Here is a 15,929-nt window from a genome sequence, read left to right as displayed (position 1 = left end):
AACAAGATTATAAATAAATGTAAAAGATTTTATCCGCATAAGTAATTGTTTAATAGGTATTTAAAGTAAGTGTAAGAATGAATCTTAAAAAGTACGTGGTGATGTAATGAACAATGGACCAAGAATGTCATATAAGCAGGATCCTCCTGATTTAAAAAAGCCTTATAAATTCGGCTGATACGTAATAAAACTTAAGTATTTTTGACAAACTAAATTTCAAAAGATAAATGAAACCCAAAACTCCATTTTACGCTGTGCTTATGATCGGAATGATATATACTCCGGCATCCGCACAGACAAAATCCCAGTTCAATACCGAAATTGCCAAAGTAGAGGCTGGATTAATACCTGCCGTCCGTTTTCAGGGTGAACCGATGTGGACATTGGAGTCCAGGATGAAACATTACAATGTTCCGGGAGTAAGCATTGCTGTAATTAAAGATTCAAAAGTGATCTGGATCAAAAGCTATGGCTTTTCAGATGTGGAATCTAAAACTCCGGTCAATTCCAAAACACTGTTTCAGGCAGCATCCATGAGCAAGCCGGTAAGTGTTTATGCGGCATTGACAGAAGTGGAAGCCGGGAAAATAAATCCCGATGCGGATGTCAATTCCTACCTGAAATCATGGAAGGTTCCGGAAAATGAATTCACCAAGGAGAAAAAAGTTACTTTTAAAAATATAGTCAGCCACACAGCCGGTTTTACGGTGAGCGGATTTCCCGGATATGAAGTCGGAAAGCCCATTCCTACCTTAGTTCAGGTGTTAAACGGGCAGACTCCTGCAAATACTCCCGCAGTTCTCGTAGATAAAGCTCCGGGAACCCCTTTCCGTTATGCAGGCGGCGGATATTGCGTACTGCAACAGATGCTCATCGATCTGGAAGGAAAAGATTTCACCTCCATTATGAAGGAAAAAGTGCTTATGCCGCTGGGGATGAACAACAGTACTTTTTCACAGCCTTTATCTGATGTGCAGTCCCAATTTGCGGCTACAGCGTATAATCAGGACGGGATAAAAGTTCAGGGAAAATCACATACTTATCCTGAGCAGGCCGCTGCCGGTTTATGGACGACACCCGAAGATCTGGCTAAATTCGTCATTGATGTTCAGAATACCCTGAGCGGAAAAAGCAGCAAGGTTATTTCACAAAAGACAGCTGAACAGTTTACGACTTCCTTTATCGATCCGTTTATGGGATTGGGAATTTTTCTGGAAGACCGAAGAGGCCATATGTATTTTCACCATGGTGGATGGAATGAAGGGTTCTCCAGCAGATTTATTGCCAGTAAAACAAGCGGTGACGGAATTGTCGTATTAACGAATACCAACAAACCTGAGTTTGTAGAAGAACTCGTGCGTTCGGTGGCAGAAGTTTATCAATGGCCTTTATTTAATGGCCCTGTTCAGAAAATATTGCCTTTAAATCAGGATGATTTTAAAAGTGTAGGACGTTACAGAAACGGGAAATATGGTTTTTCCAGGGTCTATAGTGAAAATGGAAAGCTGATGACGGCCACTAATACAGACACTCCGATAGAAATGATTAAAGTAGGGGAAAACAAGTATGCATTTCGGGATTGGGATTTGACTACAAAATTTGTAAAAAATGCCGCTACCGGAAAAACAGATGTCGTGCAGGTCTTTTCCAACGGAAAAATAAGATCGACAGAGGCACAGATGGGGCCTGATGAGAAAGCTCCTTTAGAATGGGTACTGGACGGAAATTATGACAAAGGTCTGGAAGCTTATCAGAAAGCCAAAACTGAAGATGCCGGTAATGATCTTCTCTCAGAAGGTTACCTGAACGGAGTAGGCTACACCATGTTGAAGAATAAAGACCTTACAAAAGCTATAGATATTTTTAGAGTGAATGCCGCATTGTATCCTAAGAGTGAAAATGTCTACGACAGTTTGGGAGAAGCTTATCTGAAAGTAGGTCAGAAGGATAAAGCCAGACAGAATTACCAAAAGGTTCTGGAGATCAATCCCAAAAACGAAAATGCTGCAAAGGTTTTAAAAACATTATAACCTGAGCTCGGTTAGATGGCTGGAAGTTGGAAGGGAGAAACTGATTTAACCCTGTCAAGGTTCAAAACCTTGACAGGATTCACTGAATGGTCAACTCATTATAAAAGCAAATGTCTTATCCCGAACTCAGGTTAAGAAAATAAAAACATTGGTTTTCACAAAATACGGAATAAAAAAAATGAGTAAAAAAGATCAGTACGGACTGGAATTTCTGAAAGTAACGGCAGGCAGTGATGTTGGTTATGATTGTATCCGCAAGAACGGAAGGGTTGATGAAAATAACCTGCTGCAGTTTTTACGGTATTTAAATATACAAAAGACCGAATTTCTTTTAAGGGAAGTAAATGAGTATCTGGATTATACTCCCGATCCGTTCTGGGAACCTTACGATTCAATGGTGCTGGAGCATATTGATTTACAAATTAATTATCCGGATTTTATAATTGATGGGCAGCCAACTTCTTTTCCATTGGTGGATATCAGGGATTTATTGCAGGAATGGTTGGAATTTTTACAAACTTGAATTTCTGGAATAAATAAACCTCCTGTTCGGTGTCATTTATGTAACAGATTAATGCTTTTTTTGACAATAAGAAAATATATATAAATATTTCTTTTAAAAATTGATTTATAAGTGTATATGTGTGGTATGTGGCCATAAAATGATTAAAAAATCAATGTTTTTCGAAATTTTGTGAGTATTTTTGGCGGGATTAATTATAAACAAACCACCAAGTACTGATTCATCTTATGATCTTAATTGTTGATGACAACCAAAGTAATCTTTACTCACTGAAAAAACTGCTGGAATCCAAAGATTTTCAGGTAGATACAGCCGATTCCGGAGAGGAAGCATTAGGAAAAGCCATAAAAAATAATTATGCATTGATTATTTTGGATGTGCAGATGCCCGGCATGGATGGGTTTGAAGTGGCTGAAACCTTAGCCGATTACAGCAAAACGAAAGAAGTTCCCATTATATTTTTATCCGCAGTCAATACGGAGAAGAAATTCATCACCCGCGGTTATGCCTCGGGAGGGAAGGATTATGTAACAAAACCTGTGGATCCCGAAATTTTATTGCTAAAGGTTAAAACTTTTTACAACCTTCAGGAGCAGAGTCTTGCCATGAAAAAGACCCAGCAGAGTCTGGAACTGGAAGTCAAAGGCAGGAGAGAGTCTCAGGTGACTATGAAGTCTCAGATCGATCATTTTCAGTTGATGCTGGAATCTCTGCCGCAAATTGCATTTACGCTTAACGAAGAGGGAGAGATAGAATTTGTGAACCTTAAATGGTACCAGTATTCAGAGTCAGATCTTGATTTCCCGGAAGTTCATCCGGACGACTTCAACATCAGAGAAGAATTTGAACGTTGCAGAAAAAAAGATAAAGCCCTTGAGCTTGAAGTCAGAATAAAAAATATAGATTCCGGAGACTACCGCTACCATCTTCTGAGAGTAACACCGGTAAACGATGGAAATGGAGTCAAAAACTGGGTAGGAACCTTTACCGATATCGATGATCAGAAAAAAGTCGAAAAAGAAAAGGATGAATTCCTGAGTATTGCCAGTCACGAACTGAAAACACCTTTAACCAGTATCAAAGCCTATGTTCAGCTGCTGGACCGTAAATTAAAACTGGATAAGCAAAGCGCTGAAGCCGGTTTTATGGGCAAGGTGCAGGATCAGATTGAAAAACTGAATACATTGATCACCGATTTGCTTGATGTTTCCAAAATAGAAAACGGAAAGCTGAAGATCAACAGAAAACCCACCAGTCTTGAAAACCTGATCAGCAGTGCGGTGGAAACCATTATACAGACCCATGACGAAAATAAAGTCAAAATAAAACGACACGGAATAAAACCCGAGATCCTGATTCCGTTGGATGAAATACGCATAGAACAGGTCCTGATCAATTTCCTGACCAATGCCATTAAATATTCTCCTCAGAACAACCAGGTGATTGTCACCACATTTGTAGATGAAGAAAAGCAGGAAGTTAAAGTAAGTGTCACCGACTTTGGAATAGGAATTCCTGACTTTAAACAGGATGCCGTATTCCGTAAATTTTACCGTGTAGAAGAATCATCACTGCAGTTCCAGGGAATGGGAATCGGACTGTTCATCTGTTCCGAGATCATCAAACAACATCACGGAACTATTGGGGTATCAAGCAAACTGGAAGAAGGATCTACATTTTATTTCACCTTACCTTTAAATTAATCTCATGCCGAAAAAAATAATCAGAAATCTTCAGTTTGGGGTCGCATTATCGTTACTGATCCTGATTGCCAGTTCAGTAGCATCCTATATGAGTATCCAGAAACAGATGGATCATCGCGAAAGCCTGTCTCAAAGCAGAAAATCTATAACGGCTGTAAAAGATGTTCTCGTGGCTTTACTCGATGCCGAAACCGGAAACAGAGGGTATCAACTTACAGGTAGAGAAAACTTCCTGGAGCCGTATAATCGTAGCTTAAGTGAATATTCAAAGGCGTTTGAGCGTGTGAAGGCTTTGGATATTACCGATGAGAATCAGCTTGAGCGTCTGGATGCTTTAGAAAAAAATGTAAATACCAATATAGATAATTTAAAGCAGTTTGTTCAGAACAGAAGAAACGGTACGGTTATGACGCAAGAGCAGATCCTGATGAGCAAAAGCTATATGGATAAATGCCGTCAGATCGTTCGCGATTTCGTCAAATATGAAGAAACGCAGCTTGATATTAAAAATAAAGATCTCAACCGTTCATCCAGTACCACTGTGATGTTCATCGTCTTTTCGGCGATAGCGGCGGTAGTGGTTACTATTTTCTTCTACATTAAACTGAGAGCAGATCTGATCCGAAGAGATAAATTAGAAAGTGAGTTACGTGCAAAAGACCTGGAAATAAGCAGACGTGTAAGCGCTATTCAGCAGATTGCCAATAGAGTAGCTAATGGTGATTACAGTCAGAAGGTGGTGGATAATTCAGAGGACGATTTAGGAGATCTAGTAGATTCGTTGAATCATATGACTGACTCACTGAAAAAGTCTTTTGATAAGATTAATAAAAGTGACTGGCGTCAGAAGGGTCTTGCTTTACTGAACGAATCTTTAGTAGGAAATAAATCCGTGAAAGAAGTGTCCGATGCCTCTTTAAACCAGCTTGTTGAATACGGAAAATGCATTAACGGAGCTTTGTACCTGTTTGATGAAGGAACCCTTAAGCTGAGTACGGCTTTCGGCCTGGAAAATACCATGAAGAAAACTTTCGAACCGGGAGAAGGAATGGTAGGACAGGTCTTTACAAATGAAAAAATGCAGGTGTACAACAATCTTCTTGAAGAGGATTTTGTAGCAAGTTTCGCCAGCAGCAGAATAAAAATAAACGGGATATTATTACTTCCGATCCATGCAGACGGACACTGTATCGGCATACTCGAATTGGGATCCGGTTCAGATTTCGATCAGGACAGACTAGACTATTTCGAAGAATGCAGCAGAAATATCGGTATTGCATTAAATGCAGCAAAAGGCCGCGAAAAAGAACAGCAGTTACTGGAAGAAACCCAGGCGCAGTCTGAAGAATTGCAGGTACAGCATTCCGAACTGGAAAACCTGAACACGGAACTGGAAGCCCAGACCCAAAAATTACAGGCCTCCGAAGAAGAGCTTAAAGTACAGCAGGAAGAGCTGATGCAGGCCAATGCCGAACTGGAAGAACGTTCAAGACTTCTTGAAGAAAGAAACCACATGATCGCCCAGAGAAACGGTGAGATCCAGAAAAAAGTGGAAGAGCTTGCTTTAAGCACCAAATATAAATCTGAGTTTTTGGCCAATATGTCTCACGAACTGAGAACGCCACTGAATTCTATCCTGCTTCTTTCCAGACTGATGGCTGAAAATCCGGACGAAAATCTAAACGAAGATCAGGTAGAATCTGCAAAAGTGATCCAGAGCTCAGGAAGCAGCCTGCTGACCCTTATTGATGAGATTTTAGATCTGGCCAAAATAGAATCCGGTAAAATGACCCTGGAATACCAGGATGTAGTGGTGAATGATGTCATCAGAGATCTGAGAAGTCTGTTTAACCCGATTATTCAGGAAAAACAGATCAAATTTGATATTCATGTGGATGAAGAGGTTGAAAAAACCATTGAGACGGACAGGCTCCGTGTAGATCAGGTATTGCGTAATCTTTTGTCGAATGCGATCAAGTTTACGACGGAAGGAAGCATCAGTTTAAACATCAGAAAAGATACAGAAAACAGGGACTTCATTGTTTTCAGTGTAAAAGATACAGGAATTGGGATTCCGGAAGAGAAACAGGCTATTATTTTTGAAGCATTCCAGCAGGCGGATGGTTCTACAAGACGCAGATTTGGCGGTACCGGATTAGGACTGTCCATCAGCCGTGAAATTGCAAGACTACTCGGAGGAGAATTGACCCTGAAAAGTAAAGTGGATGAAGGAAGTGAATTCAGCCTGATTATTCCTATAACAGCAGTTTCTGAAGTCATTCAGCCGGAAAACGATCAACATCTGGTGGCTACCATTCGTGAGGATGTGGAAGAGATCCAGAATATCCTGGAAGATACGGAAGCTTCCACGGCATTACATTTAGAGAATCTGGAAATTCCTGAAGATGTAGATGATGACCGTGATGGAATTACAGCTGAGGATAAAGTGATCTTAATCGTAGAAGATGATATCAATTTTGCGAAAGCACTCCTCAAGTATACCCGTATGAACAATTATAAAGGAGTTGTAGTGGTAAGAGGAGATTATGCATTGTCTGCAGCGGTTCAGTACCATCCGCAGGCGATTTTACTGGATGTTCAGCTGCCTGTAAAAGACGGCTGGAAGGTAATGGATGAGCTTAAATCCAATTCTGCCACAAAACATATTCCGGTGCACATGATGTCTGTCCTTCAGCTTGAAAAAGAGAGTCTGATGAAAGGAGCTATTGATTTCATCAACAAACCGCTGGCCTTAGATAAAATGACAGATGTGTTCAAGAAAATTGAAGACGCCCTTCTGATGTCTCCACAAAAAGTTTTGATCGTGGAGCATAATGCCAAACATGCCAAAGCATTATCATACTACCTGAGCAATTTCAATATCTCTTTATCCGTAGAAAATAATGTGGAGGACAGTGTTAAAGCACTGACTTCAGACCAGATCGACTGTGTGATTTTAGATATCGGAGATTCAAGAAGCAGCGAGTACAAGGTGATTGAGTCCATCAAGAGCCACGAAGGACTGGAAAACCTGCCGATCATTATTTTTACGGAACACAGTTTATCCAAATCCGAAGAACTTAAGATCAAGCAGTACGCAGATTCAATCGTTGTAAAAACCGCTCATTCTTACGAAAGAATTTTAGATGAAGTAGGTTTATTCTTACATTTGGTGGAAGAAAAAAACAACTCTATTGAAACGGTAAGGAACAAAGTTTTAGGTTCGCTGACAGAAGTATTAAGCGGGAAAAAAATATTGATTACCGATGATGATGTCCGCAATATTTTCTCTCTGACGAAAGCCCTGGAGAAATATAAAGTAGAAGTCGTGGTGGCAATGGACGGAAAACACGCCTTAGAGCAGATCAAAGAACATAAAGACATAGACGTAATTTTAATGGACATGATGATGCCTGAAATGGATGGCTATGAAACCATAAGAGAAATCAGAAAGATGCCGATGTTTACAAGGCTTCCTATCATCGCAGTGACAGCGAAATCCATGATCGGGGATCGTGAGAAATGCATCGTGGCAGGTGCTTCGGATTATATCTCAAAACCGGTGGATATCGATCAGTTATTGTCCTTATTACGCGTCTGGTTATATGAAAGTTAAATGATGAATAAGAAGATTTTGATTGTGGACGATGATCCACGTAATATATTTGCACTGAAGCTGACGCTGAAATCAAGAGGATATCAGATTGAAAGCTGTACAATGGCTCAGGAAGCCATTCAGATATTAAAAGAAAAGGCAATAGACATCGTCCTTATGGATATGATGATGCCTGAAATGGATGGATATGAAGCCATCAAAATGATTAGAAATACACCGTCTATAAGCCAGATTCCTGTGATTTCCGTTACAGCTCAGGCCATGCCGGAAGACCGTCAGAAATGCCTGGATGTGGGAGCTCAGGACTATGTCTCAAAACCTGTGGACGTAGACCAGTTAATGATTGCCATCGAAAAACTGTCATAAATGCTGGAACCAAGTATCGTAAAAGATGAAGAAGTAGAATACTTGATAAAAGATGTTTATGAGATGTATGGGTATGATTTTTCTGAGTATAGCAGAGCTTCTTTTAAACGCCGGGTCAATCGGATTTGTCTGATCGACAGATTCACCAGTTTCGCGGAGCTGAGGTACACCGTTCTCAATGATCCCGAATACCTGAAACGTTTTGTAGAAGAAATCACGGTGAACGTTACCGAAATGTTCCGGGATCCGCTGTTCTTTAAAAAGCTCAGAGAAAAAATTTTGCCGCAGCTGGGAACGTATCCGCTGATCAGAATATGGGTGGCGGGATGCTCTACAGGGGAAGAAGCCTATTCAATGGCTATTTTGCTTAAAGAAGCCAATCTCTACCACAAATCACTGATCTACGGGACAGACCTGAATCCTACCGTTTTGGAAACGGCCAGGGCAGGGGTTTTTCCTCTGCAGCAGATGAAGCTGTATTCGGAGAACTATATTTTGTCCGGCGGGAAAAAGGATTTTTCAGATTATTATACGGCTAATTATGACAGTGTGAGATTTGATAAAAGCTTACAGGAAAAGTTGATATTATCCACTCATAATCTGGTTTCAGACAGTTCTTTCAATAGTTTCCAGCTGATCATTTGCAGAAATGTACTGATCTATTTTGACCGGGAACTGCAGGAGCGCGTTTTTAAACTTTTTGACAACAGCCTTGAAAATTTGGGATATCTGGCTTTAGGATCAAAGGAAACCCTGAGATTTTCAAAACTGGATAAAGTATACCACCAGGTCGATGACCAGCGAATCTGGAAAAAAACAGAGCACATCTAATATATTGACCATGGAACCTGAAAACACAAAGACAGAATTGGTAGTGATAGGAGGATCAGCAGGAAGCCTGCAGGTCATTCTGGAAATGCTGAAAAAAATAAAAACCGAATTAAGTTTCCCCATACTGCTGGTCGTACACCGTAAAGCATCCTCAACCAATGTTTTACAGACCTTACTGCAGCAGTTTGTTCCGATGGAAGTGATCGAGGTGGATGACAAAACGGAGATTGAAGTTAATAAAATATATATAGTCCCTGCAGATTATCATTTGCTGTTCGAAAACAAAAAAATGATGTCGCTGGATTTTTCAGAAAAGATGAACTATTCCCGCCCGTCAATTGATGTAACCTTCAAGTCTGCGGCGGAAGTATATGGTGAAAATCTTGTCGGCGTTTTGCTGTCAGGAGCCAATGCTGATGGCGTGGAAGGTTTGGGATTTATTAAAAAGAACAAAGGAAGAGTCTGGATTCAGGAGCCGGAAACTGCAGAGGTTGATTATATGCCCAAACATGCGGTCCAGGAAGTTGACTATGATCTGATCATTAAGCCTGATAATTTGGCGGACTATATCAATCAGCTGTAAAAAAGAAATTAAATAAACTTAAGATTTAAATAGAACTACTATGAGTACAAAGAAAATTTTGATTTTTGATGATGATACAACTATTTTAGAAGTTATTACCATCATTTTCGAAGAGAATGGTTATCAGGTCGAAATTTCAGAAACATCTCATGACATATTGGAAAAAGTGGCGCAGTTTCAGCCGGATGTTATTCTTATGGACAACTGGATCCCGAAGATCGGCGGAGTAGAGGCTACTAAACTTTTAAAAAGTCATGATGAGTTCAAATCTATTCCTGTCATCTATGTGACGGCCAACAATGATATCGTGAGACTTGCTGAGGAAGCTCAGGCTGATGATTATGTGGCAAAACCGTTTAATCTGGATGATCTGGAAGATAAAGTGGCTAAATATTTAAAATAATAGATTGAAATCAATTGTTATTTCTAACAAAGAAGAGCTTTTGTTTGTAAAACCTTTAGGTTACAAAATGGTCTGGATGCGACCTGGAAAATGGAACGTTAAGAAAATGAATTCTGTGAACGTTAAAAAAATTCTATTGTTTGAGTGCGGGATCAATATTGATTCTAAACATAGATTGCTACCGCACGAGTTTTAGAATTTTTAAAGAACAGATTTCATTTTTAGTGGAAGTTTCCAGTCTTGAATTTTTGGTTCATTTTGCTTCAAGGCAAAAGAACATATAAAGAAATAAAGAATCAACTCTTATCCGAACAATTATAATACAAAAAAGAATCCTTACAGCATTTGTAGGGATTTTTTTCTAAATAATCCTTCTGGCAGGCCGCCGCCTTATTTCTTCATAATGTCTGATCCTTTCACGGATAAGCTCAAACGTACATCTTCCATTATTAATTTCAGTAATCAATGCTGATAAAAATAATTTCAACTGACGATCAGACAGTATTTTATCTGTAAATGTAGTGGCAATGATGATCTTTTTAGAAACAATATTCTGTGTAAAGATATATTCACCTTCCAAATCCACATTGATATGAAACTGATCTGCTATACTGACTGACAGGTACCGATGGATCAGGTCGATATTTTGTAACATATTTTCCATCTTGGTGTATTTAGATGATATACAATAATATTCATGCCATAATTGTTTTTTTAAATTTTTTTTAATTGATAATCAATGACAACAGAGATGATCACTGTATATTTTAAAATAAATATTATCTTGCTGTCTGTGGTAAGTTTTCAGAATGACCTTTGAAAACTCGGATCCATACAAGTAGAGCTTCATATTTATGTTAAAAGATATTATTGCCAAAGACCTTACTGTTATTTTTTGCGGAATTAATCCCGGATTGAAATCTGCTGAAGACGGGCACCATTTTTCGGGAAGAAGTAACCGGTTTTGGAAAGTAATGCACCAGGCAGGATTTACCCCATACCAGATTGAAGCGGAGAATGACAGAAGTATTCTGGATTTCGGATTGGGACTCACGACTGCTGTAGCAAGAGCAACCTCCCGAGCCGATGAGCTTTCAAAAGATGAATTTGACAGTTCATTAGAATCTTTTAAAGTGAAAATAACAGAATTTCATCCGAAATATATTGTATTTCTCGGTAAAGCTGCGTACCAGGCGTTCTCCAAAAAGAAGCAGATTTCATGGGGGCTGCAGCCTGAAGATTTCTGTGGTTCCATCGTTTGGGTTCTGCCCAATACGAGCGGCCTGAACCGTGGATTTTCATTAGATGACTTGGTTGAATATTATAGTGGGTTTTATGTTGAAATTCAAAATGAGCAGAAAAGGATTTCTTTACTATAAAAACTGAAAAAGACTGCCCTGAGACAGTCTCTTCCATGGATTATACATTTCACATTGGAAATTGACCTTAATCCCATTTACTTTTCGTCGAAACTGCATATTTTCCAGCGCCGGCAAAAAAGAAGCTTAATCCTACCAGCATATAGATCGCCAGGAGTTCCAGCGCCCATCCTCCGAATTCATTAAGTTTGAATAGGCTGCCGGTCTGTGCAAGGATAATTGCCGTAAAACAGTTGGCTGCAAAAATCAATCCCGCCAGTCTTATACGGAATCCCGCAATGATCATAACCGGTGCTATAATTTCACCCATAAAGACACCATAAGCAAAGAAGGGTGGAAGACCCCGCTGTACCATCATATTTTCTATAAACCCGACTCCGTGTATCAGTTTACTGATTCCATAAACCAGCATCGGAAATCCGATAGCTATTCTGGTGATAAAAAGTCCTAAATCAATGTTTCTGTTCATGTTGTTATATTATTATTATTATTATTATTATTATTATTATTATTAATCAGAGAGGCTGGCTCAATAACTTCTTTCTTCCTGCTTCTGAGTTCCAGTCTTCCTGTATTACTTAAAAATTATATTTTACGAATGCTCCGATATTTTCCAGGGTCTTTTTGGCATTATTAAATTGGTCAAAATTAGTGGCAACACCATACATCATTTTATCCTGCTTCAAACCTAGTCTGACGAACTGCAGCCCTCTGGGATAGCCGCTGTCATCTATATTTCCGATCGCCAGCACACTAAAATACCCCTGAAGGTTCTCCTTCAGGTAAGGAGCATATTCCAATGATACAGACTGTTCAAGAGAAAACCCTTTCTGATAGGTAGTTCCCAGAGAATAGGAAAAAGAATAGGAGGGACCGGTGATCTTGTATTGTGCATAGACACTGAAAAAAGCCCCGGGATTTTTCATTCCGAAAGCAGCATTCACGTTAAACCTTTTATGAAGGCTGTAGGATAATGTATTTCTTATGAAAAATATGTTGTCTTTATCCCTGGTGTATTCAGTGTCAAATAAAGTAAGGTTGTTGATTTTCAGTTGTTCATTCAGCTGATAATTGATATTGTGCATATAGGTATAGGAACGGTGTCCCACAACAATATCAGGGGTATAGGAAATTTTTTGTGCATCCAGCCCGGATAATGCCGATGCAAGAGCCAGTGCAGCTGCATATTTTGCCGTCATAATTTTACTCGTTTGAAATTCTGGGAGCAAAATTATCCATGGCAGAACGGAATCAACTTAAGAAATCTTAAGAAACGTCAGACAGGTGTTTTTTTCGTAAATAACTCAGGTATTCAACGGTAATTCCCAGATAGGAAGCGATCATAAACTGTGGGAAGCGCTGCTCGATATTACGGTAGGAAGAAACAAAATTCCTGTATTTGGTATAAGCATCAACTCTTGAATGCTCGAATGTTCGTTCCTGCAGGGTAACGTAAGCAGTCTGCATTTTCAGGCGCCAGAAATCAGAGATGGCGGGAACTTTTTTATACAGCATTTCAAGATTTTCCTTGCTGATCTGTATCACGGTAGTTTCTTCATTGGCCTGAATAAACATTCTGGAAGGCTGCCCGCTCAGATAACTGTACAGATCATTCACCCACCAGTTTTCAATACCCAGCTGGGTGGTGTTTTCTCTGCCTTTTTCATCCAGATAATAGGCATAAAGACTGCCTTTTACAATAAAACGCATATGTTTTGAAACCTGTCCTTCACTCAGCAGAAAGTCCTTTTTTTTGAGGTGTATAATTTCTAATGCTGGAATGATGGCTTCAATATCTGCCTCTTCCAACGTAATGATCTCTCGGAAATGTACTGTTAACTGTGAAAGTATTGTATCTGTATCCATAATAAAATAGCGGTCTGCAAAAGTAAGTAAATATTAAAATCTGTCCTTTTCAAACATTGCAGATTGAATTATACAGTACCTTTTATTTGTGACATATTTTTACATATCAGGCTTAAAAAATTGTGTCATTCGTGTTTAAAATCAATGAATTGAGCAACTAAAATTTAAATAAACAATATCTGTTTAAATGAATTGATCCAGTTTCCCTATTTTTGCGGAAACTCCATGATTCATGAAAAGTGTCCTAAGCTGGATATTAATTGCATTTCTTACGGTTTCCCTTTTGAATAACTGTTTCAGCAACAGTGTTCAGAAGGAGATCAGAGAAAAAGCCTCGTTCCTTGCCGAACTGAGGAAATTATATTCTTCCGGAGATTCTTCAAAATGGCCAAAACCGATCTTAGACCCGGATGCAAAACCCTATTTTGCTGAGATAGGTCATCTTCCTGACATTCAGTTTCCCGCAGATAATCCCTATTCTGAAAACAAAGCAGTATTGGGAAAAACGCTTTTCTTTGATCCACGACTTTCCAAATCCAATCAGATCGCCTGTGCTTCCTGCCATGATCCGGAACTGGGGTGGTGTGATAACAGAACCTTCTCTTTCGGGCATGATAGACAGCTTGGTATCCGAAATGCGATGAGTATCCTCAATGTAGCGTACGCAAAATCTCTATTCTGGGACGGACGTGCTGCATCTCTCGAAGAACAGTCGGAAATGCCAATCAGTGACGAAAGGGAAATGAGCGGGCACATTGATCTCGCAGCCGGAAAAATTGCCAGAATCAAAGGATATGAATTATTATTTGAAAAAGCTTTTGGCGATAAAAAAGTATCAAAAGACAGGATTTCCAAAGCCATAGCTGCTTTTGAAAGAACGATTAAAAGCGGAACTTCAAAATTCGATCAGTTTATTGATGGAAAATCGGAAATTTATTCTGATGATGAGTTGATGGGACTGCATCTTTTCAGAACCAAGGCGCAGTGTATGAACTGTCACAGCTCAGGGTATTTTTCCAATAATCAGTTTGAAAATGTCGGGACTTCTTTATTAGGTTCAAAGGGAGAAGATTTGGGAAGATATCTGGTAACAAAGAAACCTGAAGATGCCGGTAAATTCCGTGTACCGGGTCTTCGTGAAGTATCAAGGACAGGACCATGGATGCACAATGGCTCTATGACGACACTTACGGAAGTGATTCAGTTTTACAGCAGAGGAAATCCGGAGCATTCCCAAAAACGCTCAACAGTTCACCAGGGCATTACACTTTCCTCGGAAAAATCAAGTTTTGTGAGATTACTGGATCTCACTGATATAGAAATTGCTCAGCTGGAAGCTTTTCTACGGACTTTATCTACGAAACCGGAAAGAGTCCATCCTCCTGCACTTCCTCAGTAATTAAAGCTTAAATCCGTAATTATTAATGGTTCATTGACCAGAATGTAAAGCTTTTTTGCTACATTTATCTGTAATCACTCAGTAATACCATCAATTCATGAATATTCAGCTTTTTTCAAAGAATGCTTTAGTAGGAGCAGCCACCCAGGGAATCGGTCTGGGAATAGCCCTGGAACTCGCCAAATGCGGTGCTAATGTTACGGTCATGGCGCGTAATGAAACGAAACTTAAGAGCGTGGTAGCATCACTTCCGGTCATCAATCCTAATCAGAAGCATCAGTATCTCGTGGCGGATTTCTCCAATTTTGAGGACTACAAAACCATTATTTCTAATTATTTTGAAAGTCATTCTGTAGACATTCTGGTTAATAATACCAACGGTCCGGAACCGGGCTTGGCTGTAGATAAAGGCGTGGATGATTATCAGAAAGCATTTGATCTTCTTTTTAAAACGGTTTGTGAGACAACACTGCTCGCTTTGCCACATATGATTCAACAGAAGAGCGGACGTATCATCAATGTATCTTCACTGTCTGTAAAAGAACCGATCAATAATTTATCCCTTTCAAATTCCATCCGTTCGGCAGTGATTGCATGGGCCAAAACATTATCCAATGAAATAGCGGAACATCAGATCACGGTTAATAATATTTTAACCGGATATTTTGATACGGAGCGTATTCAGAATCTGATCAGCCATGAGGCCCAACAGACCGGGAAATCTCAGGAAGAAATCAAAAAAGGAAGAGAAAATAAAATTCCAATGAAAAGACTTGGAAAAACTGAAGAGTATGGCCATCTGGCAGCTTTCCTGGCGTCAGAATACTCATCTTATCTTACCGGGACCAGTATTCCTTTAGATGGGGGACTGAATAATACATATTGATTCAGAGGGTTTTAAACACAAAATTTGAATATTATGCTTTTATATTTTAGGGATGCACAGGAAAGAATCAATTAAAATTGATTCTATGAAGCGTATGAAAAAACGTTCTCTTATTCAGTGACGCAGTCACACTTCTTTGCCTTCCTTGAAACTCTATATTTAGCATTAAATCTTTGCGTTTTAAAAAAATCCCCCCGAAACATACAGGAATCAACATAATCATCTGCGTAAATCCGTGCAATCTGTTGTTAACTACCTTTACTTTAAAAAAGCTATTGGTATTTTTCTCAATGATACACTGAGCTATTCAAGATTGTAGTAGATATCCAAATGAAACTAAGCAT

15 protein-coding genes are annotated in these 15,929 nt (G+C 39.3%); 11 read left to right on the top strand and 4 right to left on the bottom strand.

All coding sequences use genetic code 11. The annotated features are described in order from the left end of the window. Positions 1–227: 227 nt before the first annotated feature. The 8 genes from LC419_RS22675 to LC419_RS22640 all read left to right on the top strand — a co-directional run bounded on the left by LC419_RS22675 (position 228) and on the right by LC419_RS22640 (position 10,055). Positions 228–2,030 carry a serine hydrolase domain-containing protein gene (locus LC419_RS22675; protein WP_223609493.1) on the top strand — a complete coding sequence of 601 codons (1,803 nt, stop codon included), beginning with the start codon at positions 228–230 and terminating at the stop codon, positions 2,028–2,030. A gap of 178 nt (positions 2,031–2,208) precedes the next feature. Next, positions 2,209–2,553 carry a hypothetical protein gene (locus tag LC419_RS22670; RefSeq protein ID WP_223609492.1) on the top strand — a complete coding sequence of 115 codons (345 nt, stop codon included), beginning with the start codon at positions 2,209–2,211 and terminating at the stop codon, positions 2,551–2,553. Between the two features lie 227 nt (positions 2,554–2,780). Further along, a complete protein-coding gene (locus LC419_RS22665) occupies positions 2,781–4,256 on the top strand; it encodes a response regulator (protein ID WP_223609491.1) in 1,476 nt (491 codons plus the stop codon). 4 nt (positions 4,257–4,260) lie between these two features. Continuing rightward, complete coding sequence (locus tag LC419_RS22660; RefSeq protein WP_223609490.1) at positions 4,261–7,872, top strand: response regulator; 3,612 nt, start codon at positions 4,261–4,263, stop codon at positions 7,870–7,872. Between the two features lie 3 nt (positions 7,873–7,875). Next, positions 7,876–8,238 carry a response regulator gene (locus LC419_RS22655; protein ID WP_306666593.1) on the top strand — a complete coding sequence of 121 codons (363 nt, stop codon included), beginning with the start codon at positions 7,876–7,878 and terminating at the stop codon, positions 8,236–8,238. Further along, entirely contained in the window at positions 8,239–9,069 is an 831-nt protein-coding gene (locus LC419_RS22650; RefSeq protein WP_223609488.1) for a protein-glutamate O-methyltransferase CheR, read from the top strand. A gap of 10 nt (positions 9,070–9,079) precedes the next feature. Next, the gene (locus tag LC419_RS22645) at positions 9,080–9,652 is read left to right on the top strand and encodes a chemotaxis protein CheB (protein ID WP_223609487.1); all 573 of its coding nucleotides are present in this window, start codon (positions 9,080–9,082) and stop codon (positions 9,650–9,652) included. 40 nt (positions 9,653–9,692) lie between these two features. Next, a complete protein-coding gene (locus LC419_RS22640) occupies positions 9,693–10,055 on the top strand; it encodes a response regulator (protein ID WP_047456049.1) in 363 nt (120 codons plus the stop codon). Positions 10,056–10,416: 361 nt separating this feature from the next. Here the strand turns inward: LC419_RS22640 and LC419_RS22635 are convergent, their stop codons facing one another. Further along, positions 10,417–10,719 (bottom strand): hypothetical protein, encoded by a 303-nt coding sequence (locus LC419_RS22635; protein WP_223609486.1) that lies wholly within the window; start codon positions 10,717–10,719, stop codon positions 10,417–10,419. 190 nt (positions 10,720–10,909) lie between these two features. Between LC419_RS22635 and mug the strand changes: the two genes are divergently transcribed. Further along, the gene (mug, locus tag LC419_RS22630; protein WP_223609485.1) at positions 10,910–11,434 is read left to right on the top strand and encodes a G/U mismatch-specific DNA glycosylase; all 525 of its coding nucleotides are present in this window, start codon (positions 10,910–10,912) and stop codon (positions 11,432–11,434) included. Positions 11,435–11,501: 67 nt separating this feature from the next. On the opposite strand, the gene LC419_RS22625 is transcribed toward mug, so the two are convergent. From LC419_RS22625 to LC419_RS22615, 3 genes are all read right to left on the bottom strand, one after another. After that, on the bottom strand, positions 11,502–11,903 hold the full coding sequence (locus tag LC419_RS22625; protein WP_223609484.1) for a DoxX family protein: 402 nt from the start codon (positions 11,901–11,903) through the stop codon (positions 11,502–11,504). A 109-nt stretch (positions 11,904–12,012) separates the two neighbouring features. After that, positions 12,013–12,633, bottom strand: coding sequence for a hypothetical protein (locus tag LC419_RS22620; RefSeq protein ID WP_223609483.1), 621 nt, complete (start codon positions 12,631–12,633; stop codon positions 12,013–12,015). Positions 12,634–12,700: 67 nt separating this feature from the next. Beyond that, the gene (locus tag LC419_RS22615) at positions 12,701–13,300 is read right to left on the bottom strand and encodes a Crp/Fnr family transcriptional regulator (RefSeq protein ID WP_223609482.1); all 600 of its coding nucleotides are present in this window, start codon (positions 13,298–13,300) and stop codon (positions 12,701–12,703) included. Positions 13,301–13,532: 232 nt separating this feature from the next. Between LC419_RS22615 and LC419_RS22610 the strand changes: the two genes are divergently transcribed. Then, positions 13,533–14,699, top strand: coding sequence for a cytochrome-c peroxidase (locus tag LC419_RS22610; protein ID WP_223609481.1), 1,167 nt, complete (start codon positions 13,533–13,535; stop codon positions 14,697–14,699). A 97-nt stretch (positions 14,700–14,796) separates the two neighbouring features. Further along, positions 14,797–15,585, top strand: a complete 789-nt coding sequence (locus LC419_RS22605) for an SDR family oxidoreductase (protein WP_223609480.1) — start codon at positions 14,797–14,799, stop codon at positions 15,583–15,585. Positions 15,586–15,929: the final 344 nt, after the last annotated feature.

This window comes from Chryseobacterium sp. OSA05B, from assembly GCF_019970065.1.
Taxonomy (GTDB): Bacteria; Bacteroidota; Bacteroidia; order Flavobacteriales; family Weeksellaceae; genus Chryseobacterium.
Note: the sequence above shows the minus strand (reverse complement) of the source record. Positions and strands in the feature narration are given on the sequence as shown.